At 60.8% G+C, this 15,040-nt stretch carries 16 protein-coding genes; 8 read left to right on the plus strand and 8 right to left on the minus strand.

The window, feature by feature from the left end:
* Positions 1 to 195: 195 nt before the first annotated feature.
* On the plus strand, positions 196 to 1,218 hold the full coding sequence (locus tag VJV58_RS01595; RefSeq protein WP_324135564.1) for an MBL fold metallo-hydrolase: 1,023 nt from the start codon (positions 196 to 198) through the stop codon (positions 1,216 to 1,218).
* An 86-nt stretch (positions 1,219 to 1,304) separates the two neighbouring features.
* On the opposite strand, the gene VJV58_RS01600 is transcribed toward VJV58_RS01595, so the two are convergent.
* Together VJV58_RS01600 and VJV58_RS01605 are read right to left on the minus strand one after the other, a co-directional pair.
* Positions 1,305 to 2,009 (minus strand): SIMPL domain-containing protein, encoded by a 705-nt coding sequence (locus tag VJV58_RS01600; protein ID WP_324135565.1) that lies wholly within the window; start codon positions 2,007 to 2,009, stop codon positions 1,305 to 1,307.
* Between the two features lie 5 nt (positions 2,010 to 2,014).
* Complete coding sequence (locus VJV58_RS01605) at positions 2,015 to 2,737, minus strand: GyrI-like domain-containing protein (protein WP_324135579.1); 723 nt, start codon at positions 2,735 to 2,737, stop codon at positions 2,015 to 2,017.
* Between the two features lie 217 nt (positions 2,738 to 2,954).
* Here VJV58_RS01605 and dapF point away from each other — a divergent pair, with 217 nt between their 5' ends.
* Both dapF and mtaB read left to right on the plus strand, forming a co-directional pair.
* Entirely contained in the window at positions 2,955 to 3,824 is an 870-nt protein-coding gene (dapF, locus tag VJV58_RS01610; protein ID WP_324135566.1) for a diaminopimelate epimerase, read from the plus strand.
* Position 3,825: 1 nt separating this feature from the next.
* Positions 3,826 to 5,097: a tRNA (N(6)-L-threonylcarbamoyladenosine(37)-C(2))-methylthiotransferase MtaB gene (gene mtaB, locus VJV58_RS01615; protein ID WP_324135567.1), complete on the plus strand. Its 1,272-nt coding sequence runs from the start codon at positions 3,826 to 3,828 to the stop codon at positions 5,095 to 5,097.
* Positions 5,098 to 5,100: 3 nt separating this feature from the next.
* Here mtaB and VJV58_RS01620 read toward each other — a convergent pair whose 3' ends face one another.
* Positions 5,101 to 5,823 (minus strand): RNA pseudouridine synthase, encoded by a 723-nt coding sequence (locus tag VJV58_RS01620; RefSeq protein WP_324135568.1) that lies wholly within the window; start codon positions 5,821 to 5,823, stop codon positions 5,101 to 5,103.
* 26 nt (positions 5,824 to 5,849) lie between these two features.
* Here VJV58_RS01620 and ftsY point away from each other — a divergent pair, with 26 nt between their 5' ends.
* Both ftsY and VJV58_RS01630 read left to right on the plus strand, forming a co-directional pair.
* Positions 5,850 to 6,794 (plus strand): signal recognition particle-docking protein FtsY, encoded by a 945-nt coding sequence (gene ftsY, locus VJV58_RS01625; protein ID WP_324135569.1) that lies wholly within the window; start codon positions 5,850 to 5,852, stop codon positions 6,792 to 6,794.
* A gap of 49 nt (positions 6,795 to 6,843) precedes the next feature.
* On the plus strand, positions 6,844 to 7,446 hold the full coding sequence (locus tag VJV58_RS01630; RefSeq protein ID WP_324135570.1) for a septation protein A: 603 nt from the start codon (positions 6,844 to 6,846) through the stop codon (positions 7,444 to 7,446).
* Positions 7,447 to 7,568: 122 nt separating this feature from the next.
* Here VJV58_RS01630 and VJV58_RS01635 read toward each other — a convergent pair whose 3' ends face one another.
* From VJV58_RS01635 to ccmA, 5 genes are all read right to left on the minus strand, one after another.
* Positions 7,569 to 8,165 (minus strand): DsbE family thiol:disulfide interchange protein, encoded by a 597-nt coding sequence (locus VJV58_RS01635; protein ID WP_324135571.1) that lies wholly within the window; start codon positions 8,163 to 8,165, stop codon positions 7,569 to 7,571.
* Positions 8,162 to 8,350, minus strand: a complete 189-nt coding sequence (ccmD, locus tag VJV58_RS01640) for a heme exporter protein CcmD (RefSeq protein ID WP_324135572.1) — start codon at positions 8,348 to 8,350, stop codon at positions 8,162 to 8,164. Before ccmD ends, VJV58_RS01635 begins: the two co-directional genes overlap by 4 nt.
* Positions 8,347 to 9,075, minus strand: coding sequence for a heme ABC transporter permease (locus VJV58_RS01645; RefSeq protein ID WP_324135573.1), 729 nt, complete (start codon positions 9,073 to 9,075; stop codon positions 8,347 to 8,349). Before VJV58_RS01645 ends, ccmD begins: the two co-directional genes overlap by 4 nt.
* 149 nt (positions 9,076 to 9,224) lie before the next feature.
* The gene (gene ccmB / locus VJV58_RS01650; RefSeq protein WP_324135574.1) at positions 9,225 to 9,890 is read right to left on the minus strand and encodes a heme exporter protein CcmB; all 666 of its coding nucleotides are present in this window, start codon (positions 9,888 to 9,890) and stop codon (positions 9,225 to 9,227) included.
* On the minus strand, positions 9,887 to 10,489 hold the full coding sequence (gene ccmA / locus VJV58_RS01655) for a heme ABC exporter ATP-binding protein CcmA (protein WP_324135575.1): 603 nt from the start codon (positions 10,487 to 10,489) through the stop codon (positions 9,887 to 9,889). Before ccmA ends, ccmB begins: the two co-directional genes overlap by 4 nt.
* A gap of 226 nt (positions 10,490 to 10,715) precedes the next feature.
* Between ccmA and acnA the strand changes: the two genes are divergently transcribed.
* The 3 genes from acnA to VJV58_RS01670 all read left to right on the plus strand — a co-directional run.
* A complete protein-coding gene (acnA, locus tag VJV58_RS01660; RefSeq protein ID WP_324135576.1) occupies positions 10,716 to 13,436 on the plus strand; it encodes an aconitate hydratase AcnA in 2,721 nt (906 codons plus the stop codon).
* A gap of 148 nt (positions 13,437 to 13,584) precedes the next feature.
* A complete protein-coding gene (locus tag VJV58_RS01665; protein ID WP_324135577.1) occupies positions 13,585 to 14,349 on the plus strand; it encodes a DUF1223 domain-containing protein in 765 nt (254 codons plus the stop codon).
* A 489-nt stretch (positions 14,350 to 14,838) separates the two neighbouring features.
* Positions 14,839 to 15,040 (plus strand): DUF2794 domain-containing protein (locus tag VJV58_RS01670; protein WP_324135578.1); only part of this gene is annotated, 202 nt, incomplete at its 3' end.

A 15,040-nucleotide genomic window follows, 5' to 3' on the forward strand; every position in this document is an offset into this window, starting at 1 on the left:
CGAAACACCTTTGCGCCCGAGGGCGCATCGCGCTGTCGGGCGTTGACCTCCGGCCTCAAGGGCCGGGCGGCGGGTCGAAAAGAACGTCTTTCCGAAGATTGCCGGCGTTAAACTCCCACGAGGGAGAAAAGTCAAGGAAACTGCCGCCAGAATGGCGCTTTCGTGAAGCTGGATCGCGGAGCTGGACCTTGCAAAATGAAGAGCTTTGGGGCCAATCGGGTCATGACGTCCTCCGGCAAAACCTTTTCCAGACCGATATCCGACCATTTCGACGGCAGGCAGTTCTTCGATCCCGACGGCGCGCCGCCAAAATCGCTTCGTCAGGTACTTCGATGGCAGTTCAGCCGTGATCGGCGGCGACAGGCATGGCCAAAATGGGCGCCGAGCCCTCATGCCGACACGCCGCCAGCCCGCGTCGAGGGTGGGCGGGTGCGGCTGTCGTTTGTCGGTCATGCCAGCTGGCTGATCCAGACGTCTGGACTGAATATGCTGATCGATCCGATCTGGTCCGAGCGAGCCTCGCCCATCCGCTGGGCCGGCCCGAAGCGCCGGAACGATCCCGGTATCGCCTTCGACGCGCTGCCTCCGATCGATGCGGTGCTGGTATCGCACGGCCACTACGATCACCTCGATGTCGCTACGCTGTCGAGACTGGCTGCCCGGTTTTCCCCGCGCGTGATCACTCCACTCGGCAATGACATAAGCATGCGCAAGGCCGACCGGGCCATCCGGGCTGAAACGTTCGATTGGCACGAGCGAATCGAACTCAGTAGCAGCGTCGCGTTGACGCTGGTGCCGACCCGGCATTGGACGGCGCGCGGATTGTTCGACCGCAACAGAGCGCTATGGGCCAGTTTTGTGCTGGAGACGCCAGCCGGTAAAATCTACATCGTGTGCGATTCCGGCTACGGCGACGGCAAGCATTTCCGCCGGGTCGCGCAAACGCACGGCCCGCTTCGTTTGGCGATCCTGCCGATCGGCGCTTATGAGCCCCGCTGGTTCATGCGCGACCAGCACATGAATCCCGCCGATGCCGTCATGGCACTGGGCGACTGCGGCGCCGAGCAGGCACTCGCCCATCATCACGGCACGTTTCAATTGACCGACGAAGCAATCGACGCGCCGGTCAGCGCGCTTCATGCGGCGCTCGATGAGGCGAAGATTCCGCGCGAGCGCTTTGTCGCGCTCAAGCCGGGGCAGGTGGTTGAGCTCTCGTGATCGCCTTCCTCAACAAGCGAGCGAAACGACCTAAAGGAACGTCTCGGGCTCCTGGTGTGCACCACAGCGGGAGCGCAGCCCGAGCGTTACTGTCCGTTCTGCTTGATCGCCCAGGACACGCTGACCGTGACCTGCAGCGTCTCTTCGCCTGGTGACACCGGTGTTGGCGATGTCGCCATTGCGGCAACATTTTTGCGAAAAGGCGCCGGACCGGGAACGCCTTCTTCCGAGATGTTAATTGGCGCCCCCAGGGTAACACCGGCCGCCTTGGCGTAGGTCTCTGCCTTGCGCCTCGCATCGGCTATCGCCTGTTCGCGCGCGCCATCCAGAAGCTTCGAAGCGTTTGAGACCGTAAACGCAATGCCGCCGATGTCATTCGCGCCGGCGCCGACCAGCGTGTCGATCACGTTCGCTAGCTTGTTTGGCTCGCGCGAGCGAACGGTGACGCGATTACTTGCGCGATATCCGACGACTGGAGATGGTCCGGCGCGATTGGGTGCGTATTGGGGCTGTAGCGATAGCCGCGAGGTCTGGAAATCATTCTCGGCGATGCCGGCGCCTTTCAGTGCCAGCAATATTTTTCCCATCGCCGCGTTATTGGCGTCTGAGGCCTCGCGCGCGGTTTTGGCGTCGGAGCTTACGCCGCCATCGATCTGCGCCAAGTCGGGTGCGGCCGAGACGGTAGCTTCACCGGTGACGGTGATAGCAGCCGGCGGGGCAGTCTGCGCCAGCGCGGGCACTGTAAGTAACGCGGCGGCGGCAAGAGCGGCGAAGCAAGGCCGCAATTTCATGATCGTCATTTTAGGGGCACGTACACGTTGATGACGAGTTTGTCTTCCGCCGTCGTCAGCGGATCGGTCATGTATTCCTCGACGAAGGTATCCTTGGCCTCGAGCTTCTTGTCATCGAGGTGATTGGTGATGGCTTCGTAGGTGTTATCCATGTTGTCATAGGAACCGCGATGGACGAATTTCAGCGCCTTGCCGTCAGGCGATTTTCCCATGCTCATGTCCTTGGTAAGGTTTTTAGGCGCTTGATCGACCGGTATTTCCGCCAGATAGCTGAAGCCGGTATCATCGGTTGCGGTGTAGACGATCATCGGATTGCCGGCGGGCTTGATGCCCTGCTTCTCGAGCAGCGCCGATAAAGATTTGAAGGACTCGATCAGTGCATCGAACGCCGAATCCCAGTTGGCGGTGCCCTTAAGGACCACGACCGTCTTCGGCTCGAGCGTGATCTCTTCGCCAAACGCATCAGCAGTCTGCACCGGCGCGGGCGCCGCAGCCGGTGGCGGCGCGGGTGTCTCGGCGGCAGCAGGCGGAGTAGCCGGTGTGGCAGAAGGGCTGGCCGGGGCTGGCGCGGGGCTAGGCGGAGCGTTCGGTTTGGATTCGGCAGCGGTGGATGATGCGCCAGGTCCAGCTGCTGGCGATTGCGCCAGCGCGTCGCCACAAAGTAGCGAAATCGCGGCGATCGGGATCAACGCATGCATAATGAGGCGAAACGAGCGGCGGCGGTACATCAGCTGTCCTCCAGGCTTTTTCAGGGTAGTGGCGAACGCCTGGGTGTCCCGGTTCACGTCGGCGATGGTACTGCATGCTAACATCCAGCCCGGCTATCGTCTTGTGATAGATGTGTCATGCGGCTCGGTTGGCCGGCAAGGGTGTTTCGAACACATTCACCACACTGGCCAACCCGCCGCGGTTCGCCATATAAGGCAGGCACAATCGGGATTTTCCATGAGCGCGCTTGCCAATCATGCGTTTGCCAAGATGAACGGCATCGGTAACGAGATCGTCGTGGTCGATCTGCGCGATTCGTCCGCCGCTGTCACGCCCGAAGAGGCCCGCGCGATAGCGTCGCCGGCAGGCGTAAGTTTCGACCAGCTGATGCTGCTGCAGCCGCCCCGGGTTGAAGGCACCGAGGCTTTTATTCGCATCTACAATAATGACGGTTCAGAGGCCGCCGCCTGCGGTAATGGTATGCGCTGCGTTGCTCGGCGCCTGTTTGAAGCTACCGGGCAGACCGCTGCCACCTTTGAGACCAAAGCCGGCCTGCTCAATTGCTGGCAGGGCGCAAACGGGCTGTACACGGTTGATATGGGGGCTCCGAAATTCGCCTGGCAGGACATTCCGCTGGCGGAGGAGTTTCGCGACACCCGCTCGATCGAATTGCAGATCGGGCCCATTGACTCGCCGGTGCTGCATACGCCCTCGGTGGTCAGCATGGGAAACCCGCATGCGATCTTCTGGGTGGATGACGTCAATGCCCACGATCTCGCCCGCTTTGGGCCGCTTCTGGAGAACCATCCCATCTTTCCGGAACGCGCCAACATCACGCTGGCGCATATCGTCGATCGCGATCACATCACGATCCGGACCTGGGAGCGCGGTGCTGGACTGACAAAGGCATGCGGCTCGGCCGCATCGGCAACAGCCGTGGCCGCGGCGCGGCTCAAGCGCGCCAACCGTGTCGTGCAGATTACTTTACCCGGCGGCGAACTCAGCATCGAGTGGCGCGAGGGTGACGATCACGTCTTGATGACGGGGACAGCGACTTTTGAATACGAAGGCCGGTTCGATCCAGCCTTGTTTGCTTCTGTCAACTGATATGACCGTCGAGATCGTCACCTTCGGCTGTCGTCTTAATGCCTTCGAATCCGAAGTGATCGCCCGGCAGGCCGAGAGTGCCGGCATAAACGAGACCATCGTCCTCAATACTTGCGCGGTCACCAATGAAGCCGTGGCACAGGCGCGGCAATCGATTCGACGACTGAAGCGCGATCACCCCGAGCGGCGAATAGTGGTGACCGGTTGCGCGGCGCAGAGTCAGCCGGAAATTTTCGCAGTCATGCCCGAAGTCGACCGCGTTGTCGGAAATGAGGACAAGATGCGCGCGGAAGCATGGCGCACCGCTCGCGACGCGCTGGCCTGCGCTCCAAAACTGGGTATCGAGCCCAGCGAAAAGATTGCGGTCACTGACATCATGGCCGTGACGGCGATGGCGCCGCATCTGCTCGAGGGTTTTCACAAGGGGCTGCCGCGCGTTTTCGTGCAGGTGCAGAACGGGTGCGATCATCGCTGCACGTTTTGCATCATTCCGTATGGCCGCGGCAACTCGCGTTCGGTGCCAATGGGCGCGGTGGTCAACCAAATTCGCGCGTTGGTCGAGCGCGGTCACGCCGAAATCGTGCTGACCGGGGTCGATCTCACCAGCTATGGCGCCGACCTGCCGGGTAGCCCGAAGCTCGGGCAATTGACAAAACAGATATTGCGCCACGTGCCGGAATTGAAACGGTTGCGGCTTTCATCGATCGATCAGGTCGAAGCCGATCGCGACCTGCTCGATGTGATCGCTGACGATGAACGTCTGATGCCGCATCTGCATCTGTCGTTGCAGTCCGGCGACGATATTGTTCTGAAGCGCATGAAGCGTCGCCACAGTCGCGGACAGGCCATCGAGTTCTGCGCGCAAGTGCAGCGGCTGCGGCCAGACCTCGCCCTCGGAGCTGATTTGATCGCCGGATTTCCAACCGAGACCGAAGAGATGTTCGCGCGTTCGATCGATCTGGTGGACGAGTGCGGACTTACGTTCCTGCACGTGTTTCCCTACTCACCCCGTCCGGGCACGCCGGCGGCGCGCATGCCGCAGGTGGCGGGTAATGCCGTTCGGGAGCGGGCCAAACGGCTGCGGGCCTGTGGCGAGACTGCTTTGCGACGGCGTCTTGCTTCGGAGTCGGGTCGTACCCGCCAAGTCCTAATCGAAAGCGCCAATCAAGGGCGTACCGAGCATTTCATTCCGGTGGCGATCAGCGGCGAAGCGCCCGGCGCGATACGGTCGCTCGCGATCACCGGCAATGATGGCGCGCGACTGATGGTGTGAGGCTTACTCACCATTCCAGCCGCATCTCCTGAGCCGATCCAGCAAATGCGCCGGCGCTGGGGCGACGACGCGAACTGGGTCCTTGTTCCTGGAAAGCGGGATGACGATCTCGCGGGAATGCAGATGCAGGCGCGGTTCGCCGAACCGCGGGCCATTTCCATAGATGTTGTCGCCGACAATGGGCCAGCCCATCGCGGCAGCGTGCACGCGCAACTGATGCGTTCGGCCGGTGATCGGCTCAAGCGCAAGCCAGCTCAGCCCCTCACCGCGCCCCAGCACTTTCCAATTCGTAAGCGCTGGCTGCCCTTCCGGGTCAGGCTTTTGCCACCAGCCCCGCTCGGCATTGAGGCGGCCGATCGGCATGTCGATTACACCCTCATTATCGGCCGGGCCGCCTTCAACCACGGCCCAATAGGTTTTGGAAATCCTGCCGTGCTTGAACAACAGCCCGAGCGATGCGGTTGCCTTGCGGTGGCGACCCAGTACCAGGCAGCCGGAGGTGTCACGATCGAGGCGATGCGCGAGAACCGGCGGGCGCGGCAGTCCGAACCGCAGCGCGTCAAAGGACGATTCCAGATTGGCTCCGCCCTTTGGGCCGCGATGCACCGGCAGGCCGGCCGGCTTGTCGATCACCAGCATCAGGCCGTCGCGATGGAGCACGCGGCTTTGGATTTCGTCCCCGGTCAACTCGGGAACTTCGGTCACTCGGTCGAGACTTTCGCTCATGGCGCGAAACCGCTAACACACTCGGCATGAACGACACCACTGCGGAAAACACGAAACTGAGCTGGTGGCGCCGTCTGTCCAACGGACTGAAGCGCACCTCAAACTCGCTTGGAACCGCCGTCGCCGATCTCGTCACCAAGCGCAAGCTCGATCGGGCGATGCTGGAGGATATCGAGGACGTGCTGCTGCGCGCCGATCTCGGAACCGAGGTCGCGGGACGCATTTCGGCGGCCGTGGGAGTCGGCCGGTACGACAAGGCGATCACGGAAGATGACGTCAAGGCGGTCGTTGCGAGCGAAGTGGAAAAGGTGCTTGCGCCAGTCGCCAAATCGCTTGCGATCGACGACGCCAAAAAGCCGTTCGTCATTCTTGTTGTTGGCGTCAACGGTTCAGGCAAGACCACCACGATCGGCAAGTTGGCGGCCAGACTCGGCGCTGAACGACGCAAGGTCATGCTGGCCGCCGGCGATACGTTTCGCGCGGCCGCCATTGAACAGCTGAAGATTTGGGGCGAGCGCACCAAGTCGCCGGTGATATCGGGCGCGCAGGGTTCCGACTCCGCGAGCCTTGCGTTCAACGCGCTCACCGCGGCGCGCGACGGCGGCTTCGACGTGCTTCTGGTTGACACCGCCGGACGTCTGCAGAACAAGGCCGAACTGATGAACGAGCTTGAAAAAGTCGTTCGAGTCATAAAAAAGGTCGATGCCTCTGCGCCGCATGCGGTACTGCTGGTGCTGGATGCTACGGTGGGACAAAATGCGCTGTCGCAGGTCGAAGCGTTTCATCGTACCGCAGGCGTAACCGGCCTGGTGATGACAAAACTCGATGGCACCGCGCGCGGCGGCATTCTCGTGGCGCTGGCCGAAAAGCATAAACTGCCCGTGCACTTCATCGGCGTCGGTGAAGGCGTGGAAGATCTGGCGCCGTTCACGGCGCGGGATTTTGCGCAGGCGATCGCAGGAATAGAGTGATCTCCCCTGAGATCGAACAGTCGCGGCTACTCGGATGATGGATTGAGCAATGGACAAGACGACGCCGCACCCACTATTCAAGCTCGCGACCGAACTCGGTCCGCTGCTGGTGTTCTTTATTGCCAACGCAAAATTCAATCTGTTCGTCGCCACCGGCGCTTTCATGGTCGCGATCGTTGCGGCGATGGTCGCTTCTTACGTTGTAGTGCGGCACGTGCCTCTGATGGCGCTGGTCACCGGCGTCATTGTCATCGTGTTCGGCTCGCTGACGCTGGTGCTGCATGATGAGACTTTCATCAAAATCAAGCCCACCATCATTTACGGCCTGTTTGCCGCGATTCTCGGCGGTGGGCTGTTGTTCGGCCGTTCCTTTATCGCGATCATGTTCGACCAGATGTTCAATCTCACGCCCCATGGCTGGCGCATCCTCACCAGGCGCTGGGCGCTGTTCTTTTTGGGGATGGCGATCTTGAACGAGGTCATCTGGCGCACCCAGAGCACCGATTTCTGGGTCACGTTCAAGGCATTTGGTGTCATCCCGCTGACGATGGCATTTGCCGTAGCGCAAATGCCTCTGACCAAGCGCTTTCATGTCGAGCCGGCTTCGCTCGAAGCCAGCGAGGCTGAGGCGGGCGATGTGTCAAAGGGCTGAAAGGAACATGCACGGGCGCGATGCGCCGTGCATTTTTCCTGAAGCTCGTGCTTGCCGTCGGTCGGCCCTCGATGATTTGCCGCAAACCAGGCCCGGTCAATTCGCGAGCGTGCCTTGCTTAATCAGGAGTCGGCCTTCAATGCCTTTTCGATCTCGACCTTGAGAACCGTATCGATATTTTCCGGCGTCACCGGACCGACCATCTTGTAGAGGATCGTGCCTTCGCGGCCGACGATGAAGGTCTCGGGCACGCCATAGACCCCCCATTCAATTGCGGCGCGGCCGTTACCGTCGACGCCGACGATGCCATAGGGATTGCCGTAACGGCTGAGAAAACGCCGCGCGTTATCCGGCGCGTCCTTGTAATTGATTCCGACAAGTTGAAATCGCTTGTCCCGCCCAAGCGCCGCGAGCAGCGGCGCTTCGTCGTGACAGGGTATACACCATGAGGCCCAAACGTTGACGATACTGACGTTGCCCTTGAATATAGCAGGATCGAGTCCGGGGACTGCGGCTCCGCCGTTGGTGAGACCTTCCAGCGGCGGAAGTGCTGTGCGCGGCGCGGGATGGCCGATCAGTGCGGAAGGAATTCTCGAGGGATCGCCCGTACCGAGTCGATACCAAAATAGCGCGATCAGGGCAGCAAAGGCGATCAGCGGGAGCGTCAATAGCAGAGAGCGCCGCTGCGACATTGCCTCTGTCGTTGAGGGCTCGGTCATTTGAAATCCGTCGCGCTTCGCCCGGAACGCCTGACCACTCCCGCCGCATCAAGCTCGCGCAGGCGCTGCTTCTGGCGGCGATAGTCGATCGTGATCCACGCAATGAGAAGAGCCACCACTGCTGTCACCAGCAGGTAGGAGGAGACGATAAAGGGCGCGTAAGGGCCAAGCGACAAGGCGGTCATGGTAACTGACTCGCCTGCTTGATCTGCAAAGCGCGCACCCGACGACGCAATATCTCGTTGCGCATCGCCGCCAAATGCAGCGTCACAAACAGCAGCGAAAACGCCAGCGCCATGATCAATAGCGGAATCAAAAAAGTCCGGTCAAGCGTGGGGCCGCCCAACCGCAGGACCGATGCGGGCTGATGCAGCGTGTTCCACCAGTCGACCGAGAATTTAATGATAGGCAGGTTGATGGCGCCGACCAGCGTCAACACCGCCGCCGCGCGCGCGGCGCGCGACGGATCTTCCACCGCTCGCCACAATGCGATCAGCCCGAGATACATCAGAAACAGGATCAGCACCGAAGTCAGCCGCGCATCCCATTCCCAATAAGTGCCCCACATCGGCCGGCCCCACAGCGAGCCTGTCGCGAGCGCAAGGAATGTGAAGCAGGCGCCGATCGGAGCGGCTGCTTTGGCGGCGACATCGGCAAGCGGATGCCGCCACACCAGCGTGCCGAGCGCAGCCAGGCTCATCACGCCCCAGACGAACATCGAAAGCCAAGCATTCGGAACATGGATGAACATGATCTTGACGGTCGCGCCCTGCTGGTAATCGTCGGGCGCTATCACGGATTGATAGAGGCCGATCAGCAGCAGCACGAGCGTCAGACACGTCAGCCATGGTAGTAGCCGCGCGGTCAGCGTCAGGAACCGGGTGGGATTGGCCAGATCGATCAGCGTCATTTCATCCTGTTAATGGTCGCGACTGCGGCACGCAACCAGCAGAGACGCCTTCAGCGAGAGTTGATCGGCATTGAGCCGCGCGATCTCGTTTCGAGCTCTCGTACTTGCGTTTTGCTCTGACGCTTCGAATCGCTGTCCTGTCTTCCTGGTCAGTCGAGTCCGTGGCGAAGGCTGGCGGCGGCAGCGAACGGGCCGATCACGAAGCTGATCAACGAGAGCGCACACAAAATCGTAAATGGCGCACCGAACGACAATCCACTAATCGCCGCCTGCGAAGCCGCCACACCAAAGATCAGGACGGGTATGGACAGCGGTAGCACCAGCACTGCCAGCAACAGACCGCCGCGATGCAAGGTCACGGCCAATGCCGCCCCGATCATGCCGGTAAACGTCAAAGCAGGCGTCCCCGCCAGCAATGTCAATCCAACCGCCGAAGTTGAGGTTGCATCGAGGTTCAACAGCAGCCCCAACGCGGGGGTAGCTATCACGAGCGGCAAACCAGCAGCAAGCCAGTGCGCGAGAGCCTTGGCGGCGCAGGCTAGCTCCAGCGGTACGCGCCCCATGACAATCAGATCGAGCGAGCCGTCGTCATGGTCGGCCATGAACAGCCGGTCGAGCGTAAGCAGGCTTGCCAGCAGCGCGCCGAGCCACAATATGGCGGGCCCCAGGCGTGCGAGCAGCGCGAGATCGGGGCCGAGCGCGAAGGGCATCAGCACCACCACCGTGAGAAAAAACAGAACCCCGATCAGCGCACCGCCGCCGACGCGTAGCGCGATGTTGACGTCTCTTCGAACCAGCGCCGCGAGCGCGCTCATGGGGCGCTCCCGATCGGCAATTCGCGCGCCGTAATTCCAAGGGGTACGTGGGTGGCCGCGACGATCAGGCCGCCGCGCGCAAGATGACCGGCCATCAGCGCCGCGAACATGCTCTGGCCGAAGCTATCAAGCGCGTTGGTCGGCTCATCCAGCAGCCAGAGCGGCCGCCGGACCGTGAGCAGGCGCGCGATGGATAGCCGGCGCCGCTGGCCAGCCGACAAGTAAGCGGCCGGGAGGTAAATCGCATGGTCGAGCCCGACCGTGGCAAGACATCCCTTCGCGTCGGATGCGTCGCCGCCGAGAAACTCCCGCCAGAATAAAAGGTTCTCGATCACACTCAACGCCGGCTTGAGCGCATCGCGATGGCCGATATAGTGGGCCTGTTCTGGCAGTGTCAGTTCAACGTCGCCGCCCTCGAGCGCGATCGATCCAGCGGCTGGCGCCAGCAGCCCCGCTATGATCCGCAGCAGCGATGTTTTGCCTGAGCCGTTGGGGCCGACCACGGCCAGCGCCTCGCCGGCGCTGGTCTCAAAATCGAGCCCGGAGAACACGTCCCGGCCACCCCGCATGCACCTGATGCCCCGTCCCGAGAGCCGCATTTCGTCCCTTCACAGCCCTCTGGAATCTGTGGCTACCGCAGCAGAAGTTTTCGGTAGCGCAACGCTGCGGCACGCTTGCCGGTGTGGCGGTGCCACTGGAATGATTCTATAAGCCGGAACTTGATGCAGCACAGAATCCGCGGCTGCAAGCCATCAGGCCAAAGCCCCGTTGAAGGTGGTATGATACCCTCGCGGGCTAAAAACGAATGAATTGGGATCCCCTCATATGACCTCGCTCGACAGCTTCAAAAGCCAGAAGACCCTCAAGGTCGGCACCAAGACCTATGTTTATTACAGCCTGCCGGCCGCAGAGAAGAATGGCCTGAAGGGGATTTCCAAGCTTCCCTATTCGATGAAGGTACTTTTGGAAAACCTGCTGCGCAACGAGGATGGCCGAACGGTCAAGAAGGGCGATATCATCGCGGTCTCGAAATGGCTGAGCAAGCGCAAGCTCGAGCATGAGATCGCATTCCGTCCGTCACGGGTGCTGATGCAGGATTTCACCGGCGTTCCGGCGGTGGTCGATCTGGCGGCGATGCGCAACGCCATGCAGAAGCTGGGCGGGGATGCGGAAAAAATCAATCCGCTGGTGCCGGTCGATCTCGTCATCGACCACAGCGTGATCGTCAACTTCTTCGGGGACAACAAGGCTTTCGCCAAAAACGTGGTCGAGGAATACAAGCAGAACCAGGAACGCTACGAATTCCTCAAATGGGGCCAGAAAGCGTTTTCGAATTTTTCCGTGGTGCCGCCCGGCACCGGCATTTGCCATCAGGTCAATCTCGAATATCTCGCGCAAACGGTATGGACGCGCAAAGAGAAGATGATCGTCGGCAAGAAGAAGGGCATGTTCGAGGTCGCCTATCCCGATACGCTGGTCGGCACCGATTCGCACACCACGATGGTGAACGGTCTTGCGGTGCTCGGCTGGGGCGTCGGCGGTATCGAAGCTGAAGCGGCGATGCTCGGCCAGCCGCTATCGATGCTGTTGCCCGAAGTGGTCGGCTTCAAGCTCAAGGGTCAACTAAAGGAAGGCGTGACGGCGACCGATCTGGTGCTGACGGTCACGCAGATGCTGCGCAAGCAGGGGGTAGTCGGAAAATTCGTTGAATTCTTCGGCCCCGGTCTCGACAATCTTTCGGTAGCGGACAAGGCAACTATCGGCAACATGGCGCCCGAATACGGCGCCACTTGCGGATTCTTTCCGGTCGACGCCGAGACCATCGATTATCTCAAGACTTCTGGCCGCTCGACCGCCCGTGTCGCCCTCGTGTTGGCCTATGCCAAGGCCCAGGGATTGTTCCGCACGGCCAAATCGCCGGATCCGGTCTTCACCGAAAAACTGACGCTTGATCTGGGCGACGTAGTCCCCTCGATGGCGGGACCGAAGCGGCCCGAAGGCCGTGTCGCACTGCCTTCTGTTGCCGAAGGTTTCGCAGCGGCGATGGCCAGCGAATACAAGAAATCCGCCGATATCTCGAATCGCTATCCCGTCGAGAACCGCAACTTCGATCTTGGCCACGGCGATGTAGTCATCGCGGCGATCACCTCCTGCACTAACACCTCTAATCCGAGCGTGTTGATCGGGGCGGGATTGTTAGCCCGCAATGCCGCCGCCAAGGGGCTGACCGCGAAGCCCTGGGTAAAGACGTCGCTGGCTCCTGGCAGCCAGGTGGTCGCGGAATATCTTTCCAATTCCGGCCTTCAGTTGGATCTGGACAAGGTCGGCTTCAACCTGGTCGGATTCGGCTGCACCACCTGCATCGGCAACTCAGGCCCGTTGCCCGAGGAGATATCGAAATCCATCAACGACAACGGAATCATCGCCGCTGCCGTATTGTCCGGCAACCGCAATTTCGAAGGCCGCGTCAGCCCAGACGTGCAGGCCAATTATCTGGCTTCGCCGCCGTTAGTGGTGGCCTACGCGCTGGCCGGGACGGTGACGAAAAATCTGGCGGTGGAGCCGATCGGTAATGGCAGGGATGGAAAGCCGGTTTTCCTGAAGGACATCTGGCCGACCGCCAAAGAGATCAATACGTTCATGAAGAAATTCGTGACATCGACGATTTTCAAGAAGCGCTACGCCGACGTGTTCAAGGGCGACGTCAATTGGCGGAAGATCAAGACCGTGGAGAGCGAAACCTATCGCTGGAACATGAGTTCGACTTACGTGCAGAACCCACCCTATTTCGAAGGCATGAAGAAGGAGCCGCAACCGATCGTCGATGTGGTGGATGCGCGCATTCTCGCGATATTCGGAGACAAGATCACCACCGACCACATCTCGCCGGCCGGCGCGATCAAGTTGACCTCACCTGCCGGAAAGTATCTTTCCGAGCATCAGGTGCGTCCCGCCGATTTCAATCAGTACGGAACGCGGCGTGGCAATCACGAGGTCATGATGCGCGGTACCTTCGCCAATATCCGCATCAAGAATTTCATGCTGAAAGGCTCTGACGGCAACATTCCGGAGGGCGGGCTTACCAGGCACTGGCCGGATGGCGAGCAGATGTCGATCTACGACGCAGCGATGAAGTATCAGGCCGAACAAGTTCCGCTGGTGGTGTTTGCGGGCGCCGAATACGGCAACGGCTCATCGCGAGACTGGGCCGCGAAAGGAACACGGCTGCTCGGCGTACGTGCGGTGATCTGCCAGAGCTTTGAGCGAATCCATCGCTCCAATCTGGTTGGCATGGGTGTGTTGCCGCTCACGTTCGAGGAAGGCACGTCCTGGCAATCGATCGGATTGAAGGGCGATGAGACGGTCACGATCCGTGGCCTGCAGGGCGATCTGAAACCGCGTCAAAAGCTGATTGCCGAGATCGTGTCCGGCGATGGCTCGCTGCAGCGGGTCTCATTGCTGTGCCGGATCGATACGCTGGACGAGCTCGAATATTATCGGAACGGGGGGATCCTGCATTACGTGTTGCGAAAACTCGCAGCGTGATGTGGACACACTGATCGCTCACTGCGAAGTGAGTAGCCGGTGAGCAGTGGGCAGCCTATGAAGAACCGCCTTCCTCCGTTCGGAGGAAGGCGGTGTTCAGGGCATCAGCGCATGCCGCCGACGATGCAGGTCATTTCCATTTTCCAGCATGACAGGAATGATGGCCCATAGCTTTATGTCGCGATGGTCGGGCGCGCTCAGCATGTGTGCGATCATCGCCATCGTTCGCCCGGCCCACGCGGACCCGCGCGCGGTAGTTGAATTGTTCACCTCGCAAGGGTGCTCGTCATGTCCTCCCGCCGACAAGGTTCTTGGTGAACTCGCCAACGATCCTTCGGTGGTGGCGTTGAGCCTGCCGATCGATTACTGGGATTATCTGGGCTGGAAGGATACGCTGGCGGACTCGCGCTTCACCGCGCGACAGAAGGCCTATTCCCAAGTGCGCGGCGACCGCGAAGTTTACACGCCGCAGGTGGTGGTCAATGGCTCGATGCATGTCATCGGCAGTGATCTGCCCGGAATCGAAAACGCCATTCACGTCACAAGCAAGTCGGATGGCGTGATGTCGGTGCCAGTCAGCATGACTCAAGCCGGCACGCAGATTACGGTTTCGGTAGCGGCTGCTGCTAAAGCTCTCGCCGCCAGGCATGGCGAAGTCTGGATCTGTTCGGTTGCCAAAGCCGTCCCGATCTCGATCGGGCGAGGCGAGAATCGCGGGCGACAGGTGACATATCACAACGTGGTGCGCGGGCTGCTCAAAGTCGGCGACTGGAACGGCGCTCCAGCAAGCTGGACCGTTCCGCTGGAAAACATATCGCGTGATGGTGTCGATGCAGCGGTGGTCTTTCTTCAGGATGGAAATCGCGATCGGCCGGGTGTGATGCTCGGCGCAGCCTTCGTGCCGCTACACTGAGCGGCAGTATTTTATTTCCGGCCTGCCATCCGACCGCCGAAAACCCGCCATTGATCCTGCCCATGATCCGAACACGACATCAGGGGCGTCAAGATTCGGGCGTCCACCGGTACCTCATAACGAAAATGGACCAACTTTCGTTGGCCCAGTATCGACAAACGTAGCTGCGGCACAGGCCCGATCCTGACGACCCCGGGGGGCTGGGGGCTGAGGAATCCGGAACCGAAAGGACCGGGCCAACGCACGGGAATCTTGTCGCATTCCGCCGCGGCAGGCGGTGGGCGGAAGTGGGGCGGCATTATGATCACGCTAACGATCACGTGACGCTGGGTTTTTTGACCGCTCCGGTACTTTGCCGACGAATGGGGACGTGCTGGGATCACCCCTTGCGGCGACCTGGCGTTGGCGCAATCATGCAGGCATGATCCCGAGGGCTGCCGCCAGTTCGATTCGGGACCAGACCATACCTGACATGACAGGAGGCGCCGGATGAGTTCGATGTCGGAGGAAGCCGACCCAAGCGAGGCCCGCGCAGCGGTGCGTGCCGCCGCTGCGGGCCCGCTATCAAATCGGGTAACTTTCAATCGCCTCGAACTCAATCGCATCCTGAATTTGTACGGACGCATGGTCGCCGACGGTGAATGGCGAGACTATGCGATTGACTTCTTGCGCGATCGTGCCGTGTTCTCGG

The organism is Bradyrhizobium sp., assembly GCF_035273305.1.
In the GTDB taxonomy this organism is placed as follows: Bacteria; Pseudomonadota; Alphaproteobacteria; order Rhizobiales; family Xanthobacteraceae; genus Bradyrhizobium.